Origin of the sequence: Candidatus Arsenophonus triatominarum, from assembly GCF_001640365.1 — a bacterium.
In the GTDB taxonomy this organism is placed as follows: domain Bacteria; phylum Pseudomonadota; class Gammaproteobacteria; order Enterobacterales; family Enterobacteriaceae; genus Arsenophonus; species Arsenophonus triatominarum.
On record NZ_LWMI01000014.1, the window covers coordinates 90,183 to 108,777 of the forward strand.

16 protein-coding genes, 7 pseudogenes and 1 other annotated feature are annotated in these 18,595 nt (G+C 37.1%); of the genes and pseudogenes, 11 read left to right on the forward strand and 12 right to left on the reverse strand.

The window, feature by feature from the left end; all coding sequences use genetic code 11:
• Window position 1: 1 nt before the first annotated feature.
• From AYJ55_RS26145 to AYJ55_RS12965, 5 genes and pseudogenes are all read right to left on the reverse strand, one after another.
• Window positions 2-535, reverse strand: a complete 534-nt coding sequence (locus tag AYJ55_RS26145; RefSeq protein WP_342668157.1) for an IS630 family transposase — start codon at window positions 533-535, stop codon at window positions 2-4.
• Window positions 459-824, reverse strand: a complete 366-nt coding sequence (locus AYJ55_RS12950; protein ID WP_063653415.1) for an IS630 transposase-related protein — start codon at window positions 822-824, stop codon at window positions 459-461. Before AYJ55_RS12950 ends, AYJ55_RS26145 begins: the two co-directional genes overlap by 77 nt.
• A 36-nt stretch (window positions 825-860) precedes the next feature.
• Window positions 861-1,574, reverse strand: a pseudogene (locus tag AYJ55_RS12955) (cation:dicarboxylate symporter family transporter); the annotation flags it as partial.
• A 202-nt stretch (window positions 1,575-1,776) separates the two neighbouring features.
• Entirely contained in the window at window positions 1,777-2,325 is a 549-nt protein-coding gene (locus AYJ55_RS12960; RefSeq protein WP_063656812.1) for a metal-dependent hydrolase, read from the reverse strand.
• A gap of 186 nt (window positions 2,326-2,511) precedes the next feature.
• Window positions 2,512-2,925: pseudogene (locus tag AYJ55_RS12965) on the reverse strand (HAD-IA family hydrolase); the annotation flags it as partial.
• Between the two features lie 52 nt (window positions 2,926-2,977).
• On the opposite strand from AYJ55_RS12965, the gene AYJ55_RS26150 reads away from it, so the two are divergent.
• Window positions 2,978-3,097 carry a YniB family protein gene (locus tag AYJ55_RS26150; protein ID WP_245677374.1) on the forward strand — a complete coding sequence of 40 codons (120 nt, stop codon included), beginning with the start codon at window positions 2,978-2,980 and terminating at the stop codon, window positions 3,095-3,097.
• A 506-nt stretch (window positions 3,098-3,603) separates the two neighbouring features.
• Here the strand turns inward: AYJ55_RS26150 and AYJ55_RS12970 are convergent.
• From AYJ55_RS12970 to AYJ55_RS12985, 4 genes are read right to left on the reverse strand one after another with little or no spacing between them, the layout of a single operon-like run.
• A complete protein-coding gene (locus AYJ55_RS12970; protein WP_063656816.1) occupies window positions 3,604-4,470 on the reverse strand; it encodes a metal ABC transporter permease in 867 nt (288 codons plus the stop codon).
• The gene (locus tag AYJ55_RS12975) at window positions 4,463-5,353 is read right to left on the reverse strand and encodes a metal ABC transporter permease (protein ID WP_063656818.1); all 891 of its coding nucleotides are present in this window, start codon (window positions 5,351-5,353) and stop codon (window positions 4,463-4,465) included. The genes AYJ55_RS12970 and AYJ55_RS12975 overlap by 8 nt, the downstream gene beginning before the upstream one ends.
• A 3-nt stretch (window positions 5,354-5,356) precedes the next feature.
• Complete coding sequence (locus AYJ55_RS12980) at window positions 5,357-6,241, reverse strand: manganese/iron ABC transporter ATP-binding protein (protein ID WP_063656820.1); 885 nt, start codon at window positions 6,239-6,241, stop codon at window positions 5,357-5,359.
• 2 nt (window positions 6,242-6,243) lie between these two features.
• Window positions 6,244-7,155, reverse strand: a complete 912-nt coding sequence (locus AYJ55_RS12985; RefSeq protein WP_063656821.1) for a metal ABC transporter substrate-binding protein — start codon at window positions 7,153-7,155, stop codon at window positions 6,244-6,246.
• A 216-nt stretch (window positions 7,156-7,371) separates the two neighbouring features.
• Between AYJ55_RS12985 and AYJ55_RS12990 the strand changes: the two genes are divergently transcribed.
• The 8 genes from AYJ55_RS12990 (at window position 7,372) to ihfA (ending at window position 15,596) form a co-directional block, all read left to right on the forward strand.
• Window positions 7,372-8,031: a transglycosylase SLT domain-containing protein gene (locus AYJ55_RS12990; protein WP_063656822.1), complete on the forward strand. Its 660-nt coding sequence runs from the start codon at window positions 7,372-7,374 to the stop codon at window positions 8,029-8,031.
• 432 nt (window positions 8,032-8,463) lie between these two features.
• Complete coding sequence (gene thrS, locus AYJ55_RS12995) at window positions 8,464-10,386, forward strand: threonine--tRNA ligase (protein ID WP_063656823.1); 1,923 nt, start codon at window positions 8,464-8,466, stop codon at window positions 10,384-10,386.
• A gap of 3 nt (window positions 10,387-10,389) precedes the next feature.
• Window positions 10,390-10,929, forward strand: a complete 540-nt coding sequence (gene infC / locus AYJ55_RS26155) for a translation initiation factor IF-3 (protein WP_074168059.1) — start codon at window positions 10,390-10,392, stop codon at window positions 10,927-10,929.
• An 87-nt stretch (window positions 10,930-11,016) separates the two neighbouring features.
• Complete coding sequence (gene rpmI / locus AYJ55_RS13005) at window positions 11,017-11,214, forward strand: 50S ribosomal protein L35 (protein WP_063656824.1); 198 nt, start codon at window positions 11,017-11,019, stop codon at window positions 11,212-11,214.
• Between the two features lie 57 nt (window positions 11,215-11,271).
• Window positions 11,272-11,628, forward strand: coding sequence for a 50S ribosomal protein L20 (gene rplT / locus AYJ55_RS13010; RefSeq protein ID WP_063656825.1), 357 nt, complete (start codon window positions 11,272-11,274; stop codon window positions 11,626-11,628).
• A 95-nt stretch (window positions 11,629-11,723) separates the two neighbouring features.
• Window positions 11,724-11,844 (forward strand) — a sequence feature (Phe leader region).
• Window positions 11,845-11,909: 65 nt separating this feature from the next.
• Window positions 11,910-12,893: a phenylalanine--tRNA ligase subunit alpha gene (gene pheS, locus AYJ55_RS13015; RefSeq protein ID WP_063656826.1), complete on the forward strand. Its 984-nt coding sequence runs from the start codon at window positions 11,910-11,912 to the stop codon at window positions 12,891-12,893.
• A 14-nt stretch (window positions 12,894-12,907) separates the two neighbouring features.
• Complete coding sequence (pheT, locus tag AYJ55_RS13020) at window positions 12,908-15,295, forward strand: phenylalanine--tRNA ligase subunit beta (protein ID WP_063656828.1); 2,388 nt, start codon at window positions 12,908-12,910, stop codon at window positions 15,293-15,295.
• A gap of 4 nt (window positions 15,296-15,299) precedes the next feature.
• Window positions 15,300-15,596: an integration host factor subunit alpha gene (gene ihfA / locus AYJ55_RS13025; RefSeq protein WP_026821649.1), complete on the forward strand. Its 297-nt coding sequence runs from the start codon at window positions 15,300-15,302 to the stop codon at window positions 15,594-15,596.
• Between the two features lie 108 nt (window positions 15,597-15,704).
• Here ihfA and AYJ55_RS29005 read toward each other — a convergent pair.
• Window positions 15,705-15,898: pseudogene (locus AYJ55_RS29005) on the reverse strand (transposase); the annotation flags it as partial.
• A 240-nt stretch (window positions 15,899-16,138) separates the two neighbouring features.
• Window positions 16,139-16,588: pseudogene (locus AYJ55_RS13030) on the reverse strand (IS982 family transposase); the annotation flags it as partial.
• Between the two features lie 116 nt (window positions 16,589-16,704).
• Between AYJ55_RS13030 and AYJ55_RS36045 the strand changes: the two are divergent.
• Window positions 16,705-16,812: pseudogene (locus tag AYJ55_RS36045) on the forward strand (IS982 family transposase); the annotation flags it as partial.
• Window positions 16,813-16,844: 32 nt separating this feature from the next.
• On the opposite strand, the pseudogene AYJ55_RS13035 reads toward AYJ55_RS36045, so the two are convergent.
• Window positions 16,845-18,036: pseudogene (locus AYJ55_RS13035) on the reverse strand (IS256 family transposase).
• 69 nt (window positions 18,037-18,105) lie between these two features.
• On the opposite strand from AYJ55_RS13035, the pseudogene AYJ55_RS13040 reads away from it, so the two are divergent.
• Window positions 18,106-18,587 (forward strand): annotated as a pseudogene (locus AYJ55_RS13040) (IS982 family transposase); the annotation flags it as partial.
• Window positions 18,588-18,595: the final 8 nt, after the last annotated feature.

Genomic DNA, 18,595 nt, shown 5'->3' on the forward strand with positions numbered 1-18,595 from the left:
ATTACAGCATATGTATTAAAAACAGGTCATCGATAGTGCATCCTGTTTCCATCTTTTTACGTTTAGCTTGAGACCATTTATGTTCTATAGGATTTAAATCTGGTGAATACACAGGCAAATATTCTATCTGGTGTCCTGCGTTTATAATTGCCTGTTCAATATTCTTACCTTTGTGAAAGCTAGCGTTGTCCATAAAAATAACAGAATTTTCAGGAAGTTCTGGGAGCAATATTTTTGTGATCCAAACATAAAAAACATCACGATTAATATTGCAATCAAATAATCCGATAGCAAAAAGGGTTGTTCCCAATAAAGCGCCAATAACATTTGTTCTTCCCTTAGCACCCCAGTTTTTCAGGCCAAAACAACGGTGACCTTTTGGGGAATAGCCGTGAGTTCGTGGAGTGTCATGTGAAAAACCACTTTCATCAACAAAAACAACAGATTTATCTTTTTTTTCATACTGTTGTCTTTTTTGCTGATGTGCCAGCCTGTCGCTTTCGTTGGTTTTTGGATGGAATAGAGTTTTTTTTATAGGTTAATCCCAGCTTTTTAAGGGATTGCCAAATAGTCTTTTTACAAACACCGAATCGCTCTGCCCGTTCCTTTTGGTAAGCATCTGGATACTGTTCCACATCTTTTGCTAAAGCATTTTTATCGAGCTTCCTCTTACGTGGCGTTGAATTTTTTGGCTCTGGTCGTTTAAGCCAACGTACTAAAGACGCTTTTCCAATACGGAATTGTTTCGCAGTTTCTCGAATTGTTAAACCTTCGGCTTTCCTTACAGATATTACTTTACGTCGAAAATCAATTGTATAACTCATAACACACCTTGTAATCAAAATTAAGTCGCCTAGCTATATAACTAGACGAACCAGAACCAGCTTCATGATCCAGGATTGAAAAATATCAATAGCAGATAATATTTTTTTTCACCTTTTTCAGGATTAGTTTTAGCTAATTGGGGAGCCGCTATGCTTAAAAAGGTAGAAAAAATAACAACGCTAATAATAGATGTTGGATTAGCTCCTGCCAGATCGGCAAATGGGTTTTTAGGAATAAATGATAATATTAATTGAGGTATTGTTAAATCAGAAACCTTGTGGATATAGTTATTTTCTATTATCCGAAGTTGAATAGTTTCATTACTAGTTTGTACCAGACCTTCTGCAGTTAAGCCAAACCAGTATGTAATAATAATCCCGATGAGAGCAGCAATTGCTGTTGTAAAAAGAAGGATCACAATGGTGAAAAAACTGATTTTTCCTAATGAAGAGGTTTGATGCAAACGTGCTACCGCATTTAGTATGGAAGCAAATACCAAAGGCATAATAATCATTTGAAGTAATTTCACATACCCATTGCCTACAATATTGAACCAAGATAATGAATCATGCACTATTTGATTATTAGTACCATATACTAAATGTAAAACAACACCAAAAACAGTACCAATTAAGAAGACCCACAAAAACTTTTTTTGATAGACTCCATCCATCATTTGCACTTATTTTTGCCAATAACAGCAATAATAGGATAAAGATAAGTACATTCAGAATTACAGGGAAATTCATACCCACTCTCCAGCTCGGTTTATTGTTCTAGGTATAAGATTCTTTGTCATTGGTGAAGTAAGATGATGAAAAACTTCCAATGAAACTCCTTTTCCCTTATATATTATCAGCAATAAAAATAATTTTCTTATAACTAAATGCAATTTTATATTCATAATGTTTCATCGTGAATGGAATAAAATTAAATCGTTTAGTTCATTAACTACATATGTAATAACATTTTTTTTGTTTCTTGTAATAGAGGTCGTAGTGGTAATTGATAGTTCGATGGAATTAATATCGCACAAATAGCTAATAATATGGCGATAGAATGTTCTGCTCTTTGATTAGAATTATTACCTAAGATAGGAAAACAGAAAGAAATTTTTTCTGGCCATAAAAAAGGGATCCTTTTTGCGGTTAACATATCCCCGACTAAATGACTAAAATAACCTAATAAGAATGCTTGAACCAGGGCATCAGAAAGCCAGTAACTATTGGGCAATTGAGTTGATAATAACATAATGAGCAACCATGCGAGTAAACTGTGGGTAAAACCACGGTGACCACATAAACGACAAATTGGCACAGAAATGAAACGAAATAAACGTCCGAGAGATGATGGATGATCTATAGCGGGTAGCAGTGCGCCAAGTAGCGCACCGGCTAATAAATGAAGCCAATCACCATGTGCAAACTCAGGTGTAATTGCAAGTTTATGCACAAGTATTAATGATGATACTGAAAAAAACAGATGCCCAGTGGCAGTCATAGCATATAATATCCAACTGTTTATTTATACAGTTTACAAAGTATAATAGTTTTGGCTTGGTTTGAGTAGTGTAATAGAAAAAATATCTTATTTATTAAATAATAAGAGCAATTTTTTGTAAGAGAAGTGATATTGCATTAGTTTGGCAGTATACAGATGCATCAAATTACTGCCAATTGATCAAATTTAAATGATATGCTTAGTTGTTAATTCAGCCAGCGTATTGAGTTTGACGTCTGCTAATGTCCAACGTGGATCAGTGAAATGATCTTTTGGTGGGACAACGATATTACGCATACGTGCAGCTTTAACCGCAACCATACCATGAAAAGAGTCTTCAAAAGCCCCACAATGTGTTGGTTCTATATCTAGCAGTTTCGCTGCTTGTAAATAAACTTCTGGATGGGGTTTACTATAGGGTAATGGTATTGCTGATACTACGGCTGAAAAGTAATCGCGAATATAAACATAGTGAGTACTTTTTCTAATATGTGCCACCTCTTCTAATGAGGTTCCTTGCCAGGGTGCAGCTAAATACCACAGTTGTACCACTTGATCGATACGTAATCCTAGAGTGTAGGGAAGTTCATTAGCAATTGAAGATCATCTTATTTTTGAAAGAGCAAAAGGTGCTGAAGTATCAAAAGAAGAGATAGAAGCCAAAATTACCATTCCTCGTCATACTATTTTCCAGCAGTTTTTTATTCTGTATATATTACCGATTATATTAGGAGGAATACTTTACTTCATAATGAATATTTTAGGCTGGTAGTTTTCTTATATTATAATCAATTGAAAAATAATTTTATTGAATAATTGAATGAAGATCATCAGTAATAACTTATCTAGCAATAAAACTATTGTTTTGAATGTTATTATAGCAATTTAACAATAATATCCTTGATATATCAATTAACGTTTATCAAAGCTGGCAAGGAAAAGTCAACTTCTTCACGAGCCAGCTTTGACCAAATTCCGTTTAATTATTTTAAAATCAATTAATTGCAATATTTAGTTTGCTAAGATTGTTGAATATATTGCTTTTTAATTTAGCTTTAGTAAAGATTTTTATGATAGCAAAATGTTAATTTGAATAATGAAATGAATTATTACCTATTTGCATTCTAAGTCATTTCATTATTCATTTCAATTCTTGAGCTCATATTATGACAATTTATAGTTAATAAATAGAATTTGTATGAGAAAATATGGATTATCATCTGTAATAAATAAGATAATCCTAAATTTTTTCTGGTTATTTTTAATATATTTCTTAGCTCAAGGACGAATTGAAATTTTATCGAAAGAAGAGCGTTTTTTTATTTTACTAATAATATATCTGTAGAATAATGCAGCAATAAAATAAATTGCTTGAGTTATTACAATACAAGGCCCCGTTGCTGCATCAATATGAAAACTTAAAGTAGTGCCTATTAAAGAGGATGTGGTTGAGGCGATAACCGCAATAATTAACATTCGATTGAAATTTTGACAGAGTGTAAAAGCTATAATTCCAGGGGAAATAAGCATAGCAATGACCAGAATTATTCCTACCGCTTGTAAAGATGCCACAATGGTAAGTACTAATAAAGAGAGTAATCCATAATGTAAAAATTTAACGGGTAAACCAATAACCTTTGCCTGATTAGGATCAAAACAATAAAGCATAAAATCTTTGCGCTTTAACAGGATAATCGCGATAGTAAAAGCTGAGATCCAAAACGTTTGTTTAAATTCGGCTTTAGTAATGCCAAGGATATTACCAAAAAGAATATGGGTAAGATGTTGATCTGTATCGATACGGGCAAATAGTACTAATCCAAAGGCAAACATACCGGAAAAAATAATACCCATGACAGTATCTTCTTTTATGCGGCTATTTTCTTTTAGATAACCGGTCGCGAATGCACAAAAAATTCCTGATATAAAAGCACCGATTGATAAAGGAATACCAATAACAAAGGCGATAACGATGCCGGGTAATACAGCATGAGAAATAGCATCACCCATTAAAGACCAACCTTTAAGTATAAAAAAGCAGGAAAGAATAGCGCACACTGTTCCGGTTACAAGGGCGGTAATGATAGCTTTTTGCATAAAAGGAAAAGTAAAAGGTGTTATTAATAATTCCATCAAATCATTCATTGTTGCTTACCTCTTGTTTTAACTGTTTGAGGTGTACAATTTCTTGTCGTGCTTTGCGGCGGGAAGTAAATAAACCATATTTAGGGGCAAAAAAGAAGGCATAAAGAAAAATCAGTGTTTGCAAAGTAACGATAATTCCGCCTGTCGCTCCATTAATAAAATAACTGATATAAGCGCCAAAAGCACTGGAAGTAAATCCGATTAGTATGGCAATAATAAGTAACCGTTTGAATTGATCCGTGAGTAAATAAGCTGTAGCGCCTGGTGTAATAACCATTGCTATAACAAGTATGGCTCCCACAGTTTGTAAGGCAGCAACCGTACATGCGCTTAATAGGGTAAAAAAAATGATTTTTAATTTTAGTGGATTTAGTCCAATAGAACGGGCATGATTTTCATCAAAGAATACGGCAAGTAAATCTTTCCAGATAAACATAAGTATAATAAAAGAAATGGTAATAATAATTTCAACTTGCAGTACATCTTCATCTGCAATACCTAAAATATTGCCAAAGATAATGGTTTGTACATTAACGGAAGTGGGATTTAATGAAAGAATTAGCAATCCTATGGCAAAGAAGGTGGAGAAAATAAAACCGATTACTGCATCTACTTTTAGTTTTGAAATATGGCGCACCAATGTCATGGAAAGTGCTGCAAGAATACCGGTAAAAAAAGCCCCTATAGAATAGGGAAGGCCAAGTGCATAGGCACCTGCGACACCGGGAACAACTGAATGGGAAAGTGCATCGCCCATTAACGACCACCCCTTTAACATTAGATAAGCTGAGAGAAAAGCGCAGACTGCTCCAACGATAGCACTAACCCAGATTGCTTTAACCATGTAGTTATATTCAAAGGGTTGAAGTAATAGATCCAACATGATTTATTCCTCTGGTTGCTTTTTAATGACAGATGCTTGTTCATGGTTGCCATAAAAAACAACTGCTCTTTCATCATCAGTAATAACAGTTAATGAACGAGGATCATCATCATCGTGAAGTTCTGCACCAGAGAGATTAATATGGCGTAGTACACCGCCGAAGGCGAGTTGAAGATTTTTTTTTGTAAAGGTTGTTTCGATCGGCCCACTAGCCAATATAGTTCGGTTTACTAAAATAACTTGATCGCAAAATTCAGGCACGCTTCCCAAGTTATGTGTAGAAACCAAAATTAAATAGCCATTGCTACGTAAAGAGCGTAAAAGCTCAATAATCGCATTTTCTGTTTTTACATCGACACCGGTAAAAGGTTCATCGAGCAGTAATACTTTTCCTTCTTGCGCAAGTGCTCGTGCAAGAAAAACTCTTTTCTTTTGGCCGCCAGAAAGCTCACCTATTTGTCGTTGTTCTAAACCCGTAAGATCAACCCGCGCTAATGCTTCAGCAACAATTTGTTTATCTTGCTGGCTTGGAATACGTAAAATACCCATTTTACCGTAGCGGCCCATCATAACTACATCGGAAACTAGAACCGGAAAGTTCCAGTCAACTTCTTCTGTTTGTGGTACGTAAGCAATAATATTTTGTTTAAGCGCTGTTTTGATAGCAGCATTGTTTAATGTTACACGTCCTTTTGTTGGTGTTACTAAACCCATTATTGTCTTAAACAGCGTCGATTTGCCACTACCATTAACGCCTACTAGCGCACAAATTGAACCACCAGTAATATTAAAACTGGCATCGTAAATAGCAGTATGCCCGTTATTGTATGTAACAGTAGCATTATCAACAATTAAGTTTGGTTTTTCGTAAAAAATATTGTTACTCATTATTATTGACCAAAACCTTTTGCAATAGTATTAACGGTAGTTTTTAATAATTCGATATATGTTGGAACTGGGCCATCGGGGGTAGACAGAGAGTCAACATAGAGTACACCACCATATTGAGCCCCGGTTTCTCGGCTGACTTGTTTCGCTGGTTTATCAGAAACGGTACTTTCGCTAAACACAACTGGAATATTATGTTTTTTCACAGTATCAATAACTTTACGAACTTGTTGCGGTGAACCTTGTTCTTCTGCATTAATTGGCCACAAATAAGCTTCTTTAAAACCATAATCGCTAGCCAGATAACTAAAAGCACCTTCACTGGTTACTAGCCAACGTTTTTGCTGCGGGATTTGTGCCAGTCTTTTTCGTAGTGGTGCATCAATTTTGCTAATTTTGCTAGCATATATTTTCGCATTTTGGTTATAAATATCTGCATTTTTAGGGTCATATTTTACTAGTGCTGCCCGAATATTTTCAATATAGATCAATGCATTTTGGGCAGACATCCAGGCATGAGGATTAGGATTGCCTTGATATTCACCTTCTCGAATAGGCATCGGTTTTATTCCTTTAGTAACCGTAACGGCAGGAATATGTTTGAAGTTTTCAAAAAAACGATTAAACCAGGTTTCAAGTCCTAATCCATTCCATAAAATTAAATCAGCATTATACGCTTTTAATATGTCTTTGGGAGTTGGTTGATATTCATGGATTTCAGCCCCCGGTTTGGTAATTGATTGGACATTGGCTGCATTACCTGCCACATTTTGCGCAATATCCTGAATAATAGTAAAAGTTGTTACAACGGTAAATTTTTTTGCGTAAGCGATTGGATTAAAAAGAAGAACAACGGCGATTATTATTAAACCAGTAAAAGTGTGCTTAGATGAAAGGTTGGATCTTTTATACATAAGTGGTTTCCCAGTAAAAAAAGTAGTAAATTGCACTTTAATGAGAATGATTATCAACTATATATGAAAGATGTCAATACGATCAATTATTGTAATTGTAATGTAAGTAGCAGATATGAGAACCTCTTCACAACTTAACGCTAAAGAGGGTAATTTTTTATTTTTATTTTATTAGGCTATGCTAAATAGATCATACCGCTAGAGGATTGGTGTAAGGTGAAATTTAAAAGTTGTGGAGTCGTCTTCATTATTTTATTAATCGGCTGTTCAAGCAAACAATCTAATAACCCCAAAACAGTCTATCAGAACGATTATCTACGCTATTTCATGGAAGAGCAAAGCGAAAGTGTACGGTCAAAAACCCCTTACGATGGGGTAATTAGACAAGCGGCGCAACGCTATGCGATTGATGAAAATTTAATTAGAGCAATTATTAAAGTGGAATCTAATTTTCGGGTTAATGCTGTGAGTAAATCCAATTCAATAGGTCTAATGCAAGTTAAGGCTTCTACTGCTGGTCGTGATGCGTATCGGTTACAAGGCAAAGCGGGGCAACCTACCACGAGTCAACTTAAAGATCCGGCGATCAATATTGATGTGGGAACCGCCTATATTCGTTTTATTCAAGAAAATTATTTAGTTGGTATTCGTGATCCAAAAGTACTTTATTATGCAACTGTGGTTGCTTATGTTAATGGTGCAGGGGCATTATTACGAATTTTTGATAAAAATCGTCACGTTGCAATCGATAAAATTAATAAACTAACAGCAGAAGAGTTTTATCAACATATTCAAACAAAACACCCCAATGCGCAGGCACCACGCTATCTTTGGAAAATTAAAAACGCTTACAACTCAATAGCTATGATAGATTAGTTATTGATTTATAATAAGAAAATTGATAATGATTTTTATTGTGATATATTTTTTACTAAAAATCATAGCGACCCAAACTGAATAAAATTTTAGCGATAAACTAAACTAGTTTTTTATTGCTATTTCATTGTATAATAAAAAATGAATTTAAATTAAGTTAATTAATCAAAATTTAACTAGAGCTGACAATTATTTTGTCACTAGTTTTTCAGCGTTTTATTCTTAACTTATCCCAGATTTAATCTATTAATTAGACCTGCATGATGGTAATATGCGTCGCTAAGGTATTCCTTTTGCTCTATTTTAGGTATTTCATCACGTACATCATTTACAAGGTGAAGTAAGAAATTGCTTTAACTCACTTTTAATAAAAATATATTTCTATACATGTGATCTTGCGTATGGGTCACCGCTGTAAATTAAGGATTTTAAATGCCAGTTATTACTCTTCCTGACGGAAGTCAACGTCAATATGAGCATGCTGTTTCAGTAATGGATATTGCAAAGGATATTGGCTCAGGTCTTGCAAAAACCTGTATAGCCGGTCGTGTTAATGGTGAACTTGTTGATGCGAGTGATATAATTAATAATGATGCTCAATTAGCCATTATTACTAGTAAAGATCTCGATGGTTTAGGGATTATTCGTCACTCATGCACACATTTACTTGGCCATGCAATTAAACAATTATGGCCAACGACTAAAATGGCAATTGGTCCTATCATTGAAAATGGTTTTTATTATGATGTTGATCTGGAACACGCTTTAACCCAGGAAGATTTAGAAAAACTTGAGCAGCGCATGCACGAACTCGCTGAAACGAACTATGATGTTATCAAAAAGCGGGTTAGTTGGCAGGAAGCTAGGGATACGTTTGTTGCTCGAGGTGAGGATTATAAAGTTAAAATTTTGGATGAAAATATTAATAAAAATGATCATCTTGGACTTTATTATCATGAAGAATATATTGATATGTGTCGTGGGCCGCATGTCCCTAATATGCGTTTTTGTCATTACTTCAAATTACAAAAAGTGGCTGGCGCATATTGGCGCGGTAATAGCGATAATAAAATGCTACAAAGGATCTATGGAACAGCATGGGCTGATAAAAAACAATTAGCTGCTTATTTATTACGTTTAGAAGAAGCGGCTAAGCGAGATCATCGTAAGATAGGTAGACAACTTGATCTTTATCATATGCAGGAAGAAGCACCAGGTATGGCATTTTGGCATAATGATGGTTGGGTAATATTTCGTGAATTGGAAACTTTTATCCGTACTAAATTGACTGAATATCAATACCAAGAAGTAAAAGGTCCATTAATGATGGATCGCATTCTTTGGGAAAAAACAGGTCACTGGGAAAACTATAAAGAAAACATGTTTACCACATCATCGGAAAACCGAGAATATTGTATAAAACCGATGAATTGCCCAGGACATGTACAAATATTTAATCAAGGCTTGAAATCTTATCGTGATTTACCATTACGTATGGCAGAGTTTGGTAGCTGTCACCGTAATGAGCCATCTGGCGCTTTACATGGTTTGATGCGTGTGCGTGGTTTTACTCAAGATGATGCGCATATTTTTTGTACTGAAGATCAGATTTTAACTGAAGTGAAAAGTTGCATTAAAATGATTTATGATGTGTATGCAACCTTTGGCTTTGAAAAAATTGCCGTTAAATTGTCAAGCCGGCCAGAAAAACGAATAGGCACTGACGCTCAATGGGATTGCGCAGAAGCCGATCTTGCCAAAGCACTAGGGGATATCGTATTTGATTATCAACCCGGTGAAGGTGCATTTTATGGGCCTAAAATTGAATTTACCCTGTATGATTGTTTGGATCGGGCTTGGCAATGTGGTACTGTACAGCTCGATTTCTCATTACCGGGTCGTTTAGGTGCTTCCTATGTGGATGAAAATAATGAACGTCAGGTACCAGTAATGATCCATCGTGCTGTTTTAGGATCACTTGAACGTTTTATTGGGATTTTAACTGAGCATTATGCCGGTTTCTTCCCAACCTGGTTAGCGCCATTACAAATTGTTATAATAAATATCACGGATGCACAGGCTGATTTTGTACAAAAAATAGTAGAAAAATTGAGTAATTTTGGTATTCGTGCAAAAGCGGACTTGAGAAACGAGAAAATAGGCTTTAAAATCCGTGAGCATACTTTGCGTCGTGTTCCTTATATGTTAGTTTTTGGTGATAAAGAAGTTGAATCGGATCAGGTCTCTGTTCGAACCCGTAATGGTAAAGATTTAGGAACATTTGACGTCACAGAATTTGCAGAAAGAGTGCTTGATGAAATTCGCACTCGTCGTATTTATCAACTGGAGGAATAAGGTATTAAAGGCGGAAAAAGAATTCAAACAGCGCGTCCGAATCGTATTAATACGGAGATTCGTGCTTCTGAAGTTCGTTTAACTGGTTTAGATGGCGAGCAAATTGGTATTATCAGTCTAAAAGAAGCTCTTAAAAAAGCCGAGGAAGCTGGTGTTGATTTAGTCGAAATCAGTCCAAATGCCGAGCCGCCGGTTTGCCGTATGATGGATTATGGCAAGTTCCTCTATGAGAAGAGTAAATCGCTCAAAGAGCAAAAAAAGAAACAAAGAGTTATTCAGGTAAAGGAAATTAAATTCCGACCTGGTACAGATGAAGGTGATTATCAGGTCAAACTACGCAACCTGATTCGCTTTCTGGATGATGGTGATAAAGCCAAAATCACGTTACGGTTTCGTGGTCGTGAAATGGCGCACCAACAAATCGGTATTGATATGCTTAATCGTATCAAAAACGATTTGGATGATATGTCAGTCGTCGAATCTTTTCCAAGCAAGATCGAAGGCCGTCAGATGATCATGGTGCTTGCACCGAAAAAGAAATAGTTAGGCAGCCAAGTAATAGCGCTCTATCTAGATGGAAAACTATTCGCCTGGCTAGTTATAATTAACAATGCGAAGTGGATATTTAAAATGCCAAAGATTAAAACAGTACGTGGTGCGTCAAAGCGTTTTAAAAAAACTGCCAGTGGCGGTTTTAAACGTAAGCACGCTAACCTTCGTCATATTCTGACTAAAAAGTCAACTAAGCGTAAGCGTCATTTACGACCAAAAACCATGGTTTCTAAAGGTGACCTGGGTTTGGTAGTGGCTTGTTTGCCATACGCATAAGTTTGAATTTTTTAGTTTAAGATTATCGAATTTAATTCGAAGTGATAGGAGGTATATATGGCTCGCGTAAAACGTGGTGTAATAGCCCGCGCACGTCACAAAAAAATATTAAAGCAAGCGAAAGGTTACTATGGTGCTCGTTCGCGTGTTTATCGTGTTGCTTTCCAGGCGGTAATTAAAGCCGGTCAGTATGCTTATCGTGACCGTCGTCAGCGTAAGCGTCAGTTCCGCCAATTGTGGATCGTACGTATTAATGCAGCTGCTCGCCAGAATGGTTTGTCTTATAGTCGTTTTATTAATGGTTTGAAGAAAGCTTCAATTGAAATTGACCGTAAAATCTTGTCTGATATTGCTGTTTTTGATAAAGTTGCATTTACAGCATTAGTCGAGAGGGCAAAAAGTGCGTTAGCTTAAATCAGTTAAATTAAGGGGGACTTAGCTCCCTCTTTTTTATTATCGATGACCCGTTGTATTATAAGTAAGAGTTATTTTATAAATAGCCGCTTAAAGATGAAAATTGTTTTTTTTTCGTTTCTTTTTTTATTTCAGCACCTAAAATTTGGGGCTTTCGCGCATTTAAGAAAAGAAACGAAAAACCGCGATAAGCCTCCAAATGGAGGCTTTTTTGTTAGTAATTGCTAAAAAATTTTATTTTCAACAATGATTAGGCCAAAGGGTCGTAAGAAGAGGGAACAATGCTACATCTCGTCGAGTTGGTTGCGCAGGCAAAAGCAGCCATAGAAAAAGCTCAGGATGTTGCTGCGTTGGATTCAGTGCGTGTTGAGTTTTTAGGTAAAAAAGGCCATTTAACACTACAGATGTCAACGTTGCGTGATCTACCTGCAGAAGAGCGCCCTGCAGCAGGAGCAGTTATTAATCAGGCGAAACAACAAGTTCAGAATTCATTGAATATGCGCAAAGGGCAGTTAGAAAATACGATATTGAATGCTCGATTAGTGGCAGAAAAAATAGATATTTCATTGCCAGGTCGCCAGACCGAACATGGTAGCCTTCATCCAGTAACCCGTACTATTGATCGTATTGAAGAATTTTTTGCTGAACTTGGTTTTTCTGTTGTTTCCGGCCCTGAAATAGAGGATGACTATCACAATTTTGATGCTTTAAATATTCCTGCTCATCATCCGGCTCGTGCTTCACATGATACTTTTTGGTTTGATACTACGCGTCTATTACGCACACAAACTTCTGGTGTGCAAATTCGTACCATGAAGGGTAAACAACCCCCAATTCGTATTATTGCCCCTGGTCGAGTGTACCGAAATGATTATGATCAAACCCATACGCCAATGTTCCATCAGACAGAAGGCTTGATTGTTGATAAAAATATTAGTTTTACCAATTTAAAAGGTACATTGCATGACTTTTTAAATCATTTTTTTGAAGAAAAAACCTGCGTCCGTTTTCGGCCATCATATTTTCCATTCACTGAGCCTTCAGCTGAAGTTGATGTGATGGATAAAAATGGTAAATGGTTAGAAGTGTTAGGTTGTGGCATGGTACATCCCAATGTATTACGCAATGTTGGCATTAATCCTGACTTACATTCTGGTTTTGCCTTTGGAATGGGAATGGAGCGTTTAACGATGTTACGCTATGGTGTGACGGATTTACGTGCTTTTTTTGAAAATGATCTTCGTTTTCTTAAACAATTTAGATAAGGCAGGATTATCACATGAAATTGAGTGAATTTTGGTTACGTGAATGGATAAATCCAGCAATAAGCAGTGAAGCCTTATCAGAGCAGATGACCATGGCGGGTTTGGAGATTGGTGATGTTAAACCTGTCGCCGGTCAATTTCAGGGTGTGGTAGTCGGTGAGGTTGTTGAATGTGTTCAACATCCTAATGCAGATAAGTTACGGTTAACAAAGGTCAATATTGGCACTGAACAGTTACTCAATATTGTCTGTGGAGCACCAAATTGTCGTCAAGGGTTAAAAGTCGCTGTGGCAACAATTGGCGCGGTTTTACCCGATAATTTTAAAATAAAAGCAACAAAACTCCGCGGTGAGCTTTCTGAATGTATGCTTTGTTCTTATTCTGAACTTGGCATTTCGGATGACCATACTGGCATTATTGAGCTACCACAGGACGCACCTATTGGTACCGATATTCGTAACTACTTGCAACTAGATGACCATATTTTTGATGTAAGTTTGACACCGAATCGTGCTGATTGTTTAAGTATTTTAGGTATCGCTCGCGATATTGCAGCTATCAATAACCTAGAGTTAAATACGATAGAAATTGAACCAGTTAAAGCCACTGATGCTAGTGTTTTTCCTATTCAGGTGGAAGCACCTATGGCATGTCCACGCCTTTTAGGACGAGTAATAAAAGGCATCGATGTTACAGCGCAAACCCCTAGCTGGATGAGAGAAAAATTACGTCTAGGGGGGATCCGCAGTATTGATCCGGTGGTTGATATTACTAATTTTGTGTTATTAGAATTAGGTCAACCCTTGCATGCTTATGATCTTGATCGCTTAAATGGCGCGATCATTGTTCGGATGGCAAAACAGGATGAAACATTAGTTTTGCTCGATGACAGCAAGGTAACTTTGAAGCCAGATACTTTAGTCATTGCCGATGAGAAGAATGCCTTAGGGATTGCCGGTATTTTTGGTGGTAAGCACTCTAGCGTTAATGAAAAAACCACTAATATCCTGTTAGAGAGTGCTTTTTTCGATCCACTGGCGATTGCTGGCCGGGCACGTAATTATGGTCTTCATACTGAGGCTTCACACCGTTTTGAGCGGGGCGTTGATCCACAGCTGCAATATAAAGCTATGGAACGTGCGACTAGATTAATCGTTGAAATTTGTGGTGGCGAGGTTGGAAATATTATTGATGTTAGCCATCAAACAAACTTACCGAAAGTGGCAACAATAACCCTGACTCGGCAAAAACTGGATCGCTTGATTGGTCATTGTATTCCAGATATTAACGTTACCCAGATCCTTCAGCGTTTAGGATGTCAAGTGAATGGTGAGCAAGATAATTGGCAGGTGGTTGCTCCTTCTTGGCGTTTTGATATGCAAATTGAAGAAGATCTGATTGAAGAAGTAGCCCGTGTTTATGGTTATAATAATATACCTGATGTACCGTTACATGCAGATTTAGTTATGACCCCCCGTTGTGAGTCAGTGCTGCCATTAAAACGAGTGAAAACGTTATTAATTGATCGTGATTACAATGAAGCGATTACCTACAGTTTTGTTGATCCTAAAATTCAGCAACTGCTGCATCCAGATTCTGATGCAATGATTTTACCGGATCCTATTTCAGCAGATATGTCGGTAATGCGGCTTTCTTTATTGCCCGGCTTACTAACGACAGTAATTTACAATCAAAATCGTCAACAAAATCGCATTCGACTGTTTGAAACTGGATTACGATTTGTGCCGGATTTAACAGCAGAGCATGGTATTCGGCAAGAATTGATGTTAGCGGGTGTGATTACTGGCAATCGCTATGAAGAGCACTGGTCACAAGAAAAACGCGCTGTTGATTTTTTTGATATCAAAGGTGACATCGAAGCAATACTGGCATTAACCGGAAAATTAGACAATATTATTTATAAGGCCCATTCTGATCCTGCACTTCATCCCGGACAAAGCGCTGGGATTTATCTGAATAATGTTTATATTGGATATATAGGCGTTATTCACCCTGAACTGGAAAATAAGCTAGATTTGAATGGTCGGACATTTGTTTTTGAATTGCTGTGGGATACTGTTGCAGAGCGTGTTATTCCTAAAGCAAATATGATTTCACGTTTCCCTGCCAACCGACGGGATATTGCTGTTGTAGTACCAGAAGAGGTAGCAACAGCGGACGTATTAGCTGAATGCAAGAAAATTGGCATAAATCATATAGTTGGCATAAACTTGTTTGACGTGTACTGTGGTAAAGGTGTAGCGGAAGGTTATAAGAGCCTTGCTATTAGCTTAATCTTGCAGGATACAAATCGTACTCTGGAAGAAGAAGAGATTGCCGCAACTGTTGATAAATGTGTTGCTGCGTTAAAACGGCGATTCCAAGCATCCTTGAGGGACTAAACCTATGGCGCTTACAAAAGCTGAAATGTCAGAAAGTCTGTTTGAAAAACTGGGTATAAGCAAACGTGATGCGAAAGACCTGGTTGAACTTTTCTTTGAAGAAGTTCGTCGTTCATTAGAAAATGGGGAGCAGGTGAAACTGTCAGGGTTTGGTAATTTTGATCTGCGTGATAAAAGTCAACGACCAGGTCGAAATCCAAAGACTGGAGAAGATATTCCCATCACTGCTCGTCGAGTGGTGACTTTTCGACCAGGGCAAAAGTTGAAAGGCCGGGTTGAAAAGATAAAGCCTCATAAATAATGAATTATTATTCTAAAAAGCCGCTAAAGCGGCTTTTTTATTACACGAGTTTCGCACCAATAAAAAAACGCTCTATTTTTAACCTGAGTTCGGGATAAGCATTATCAATTATGCTTGAAGATATGTTCCTGCAACCGGTATCTTTGGTTTAGATGGAATTAAACAATATGCAACCAGCCCGGCTAATAGATTCACTACAAAGTTAGCAGGAGAGCGGTGCCGCGTATGCTCTATCTGACAAAGATTTTTAACTCATTAAATACCGTTTCAATGACAGAACGATGACGCAAGATGACTTTGTCGAAACAAGTCTGTTAACAGGCTTCATTTTCTTCTTGACACGAGTTTCGCACAGGCATATAAAATTCCAGAAATGGCTAAAAGCAATGGTTAATTTGCAAGTTACTAAAACGTATAAATTTGTTTAAATTACAATAAGTTGCTTTTAATTTATAAGATTTTTTCTATTTATATATTATGCTGAATTAAACTTAAAAATAGAGCGTTTTTTTATTGGTGCGAAACTCGTGCTTGATATTCGTTATAAGGTTAATTCCCATTGTTTTCAGTTGCTGTTTCAGTGAAGCCGATAAATACCCTTTATCCGCATACAAACAACCAGAAAGATCTTTTATCAGCTCAGGTAATGGTTTCCGATCATCTGTGTTTCCTGGTGTAAGTCGAAAACTGAGTATTTCCCCCAAATGATTGATAATTACATGAAGTTTGAAACCAAAGAACCAACCTGTTGAGGTTTTTCCTCGTTCAGCTATCCCATCGAAGACTTTATGCCGGCGGATCCGTAAGTTATCACACACAGCTATCGGAGTAGAATCGGCAACCGACAGACCCGTGCACTTTCCCTTAATTGACTCAAACAGTGCCGTTAAAGCTAAGGCACTGCGCGGAAGTGACTCTACGCAGCGTGAATATGATGGCAAGTTAGGAAATTCCTTCCTGAGATATAAACGGACATAATAGAGATAAAATAACCTGAGTTCGGGATAAGAAATAAAGTGAAAGTCTTGCTATTCAAATAGTTGAATGCGCATATTTCGTTAAAATACTCTAACAATCTGGTTAAAGAGTAGAGCATTGTTAAACAATTATGGAAAATCTTACTGAACTTTATTGCCTGATGGATGATTTTTGTAAAGACTTCGAGCCAAAAATGCATGAAATTTTGCTGAATAACGGTAGTAAGCGTCGTGGACGGTGAGGGTGTTCATAATTCTGTGTCAGGGGATTTTATATTTTGATTATACCATCTAGGCGCCCTTTAAAATAGATGGACAATTGAGCAATGGTTAACGCCCAGTTACTAATCGGCATAGTCCATTTGTTGGATACCTGATTGATGCCAATATAGAGTAATTTTAATAAGCTGTTTTCATTAGGAAAAGCCCCTTTGGTTTTAGTTAATTTCCTAAACTGCCGATGAACCGCCTCTACTGCATTGGTCGTATAAATGGGTTTTCTAATGGCTTTAGGGTATCGAAAATAAGCACTGAGCAACTCCCATTTACTTCGCCAGGATTCTAGCACTATCGGGTATTTTTCACCCCATTTCGTTTCCAGTTCATCAAGGGCAAGCTCAGCAGCCGCTTTAGTATCTGCACGATAAACCGGCTTAGCCATAAAGGCTTTTTGGTCTTTACTGGCAATATAACGTAAGCTATTGCGAATTTGATGAACTACGCATAGCTGACTGTCTGCGGGAAAATACTGGCTATCGCTTCTGGAAACCCTTTTAATCCGTCAACACAAGCGATTAAAATATCTTGTATACCACGGTTATGTAAGTCAGAACGCTCAGCCAATGATGTGCTCCTTCTGTTTCAGACATATAGAGTCCTAACCATTCCTTATGCCCGTCGGTGGTTAGTCCAAGTACTGTGTAGATTGCCTTATTGATATAGTGACCATCATGTTTTATCTTGTAATGAATGGCATCGAGCCAGACAAAAGGATAGAGCGCCTCCAGAGGGCGTTGTTGCCAGGCTTTTAATTCAGGGAGTAATTTGTCAGTAATATGCGTAATAGCTCCATCTGATATTTCCAGTCCATATAATTCTGCAACATGTTTTTGAATATCACGATAACTCATGCCTAATGCAAATAATGATAGGATTTTGTTATCAATATCCTCTGATAATTTTGTCTGATTTTTCTTAATGAGCTGAGGCTCAAAAGCACCTGACCTGTCTCTGGGCGTTTTCAGTTCAAATTGACCTGATGTCGATTTAACCGTTTTTCGAGTATAGCCATTTTTACGCGTATCGATTGATGTTGTCGATAGGTAGTGTTCTATTTCTGCCTGCAGGGCAGCTTCGGTCAGCTGTTTTATGAGTGGTGTGAGTATTCCATCCGTACCGAGTAAATTTTTACCTGATTGTAATTGCTTCAACGCTTCATCAAAATTAAATGATTGATTTCTCATATGTCATACCTCTTTTTTTTTGAGTTTAAGATATGACACAGATTTTTGAACACTACCTAGACGACTCAGCTTTCATTGGCTGAAATGATGACACTGGTTGTTTTGTTTCATCAACTCCGATTCAGACAATTCAAGGTATTTTATCTCTATTATGTTCGTTTATATCTCAGGAAGGAATTTCCTAACTTGCCATCATGTTCACGCTGCGTAGAGTTACTTCCGCGCAGTGCCTTAGCTTTAACGGCACTGTTTGAGTCAATTAAGGGAAAGTGCACGGTTCTGTCGGTTGCCGATTCTACTCCGATAGCTGTGTGTGATAACTTACGGATCCGCCGTCATAAAGTCTTCGATGGGATAGCTGAACGAGGAAAAACCTCAACAGGTTGGTTCTTTGGTTTCAAACTTCATGTAATTATCAATCATTTGGGGGAAATACTCAGTTTTCGACTTACACCAGGAAACACAGATGATCGGAAACCATTACCTGAGCTGATAAAAGATCTTTCTGGTTGTTTGTATGCGGATTAAAGGGTATTTATCGGCTTCACTGAAACAGCAA

Bases quoted from the DNA above. Each gene is read 5' to 3' on its own strand.
- AYJ55_RS12950 (WP_063653415.1), bottom strand. From the start codon at position 824: ATGAGTTATACAATTGATTTTCGACGTAAAGTAATATCTGTAAGGAAA.
- AYJ55_RS12960 (WP_063656812.1), bottom strand. From the start codon at position 2,325: ATGACTGCCACTGGGCATCTGTTTTTTTCAGTATCATCATTAATACTT.
- AYJ55_RS12970 (WP_063656816.1), bottom strand. From the start codon at position 4,470: ATGAATGATTTGATGGAATTATTAATAACACCTTTTACTTTTCCTTTT.
- AYJ55_RS12975 (WP_063656818.1), bottom strand. From the start codon at position 5,353: ATGTTGGATCTATTACTTCAACCCTTTGAATATAACTACATGGTTAAA.
- AYJ55_RS12980 (WP_063656820.1), bottom strand. From the start codon at position 6,241: ATGAGTAACAATATTTTTTACGAAAAACCAAACTTAATTGTTGATAAT.
- AYJ55_RS12985 (WP_063656821.1), bottom strand. From the start codon at position 7,155: ATGTATAAAAGATCCAACCTTTCATCTAAGCACACTTTTACTGGTTTA.
- thrS (WP_063656823.1), top strand. From the start codon at position 8,464: ATGCCAGTTATTACTCTTCCTGACGGAAGTCAACGTCAATATGAGCAT.
- rpmI (WP_063656824.1), top strand. From the start codon at position 11,017: ATGCCAAAGATTAAAACAGTACGTGGTGCGTCAAAGCGTTTTAAAAAA.
- rplT (WP_063656825.1), top strand. From the start codon at position 11,272: ATGGCTCGCGTAAAACGTGGTGTAATAGCCCGCGCACGTCACAAAAAA.
- pheS (WP_063656826.1), top strand. From the start codon at position 11,910: ATGCTACATCTCGTCGAGTTGGTTGCGCAGGCAAAAGCAGCCATAGAA.
- pheT (WP_063656828.1), top strand. From the start codon at position 12,908: ATGAAATTGAGTGAATTTTGGTTACGTGAATGGATAAATCCAGCAATA.
- ihfA (WP_026821649.1), top strand. From the start codon at position 15,300: ATGGCGCTTACAAAAGCTGAAATGTCAGAAAGTCTGTTTGAAAAACTG.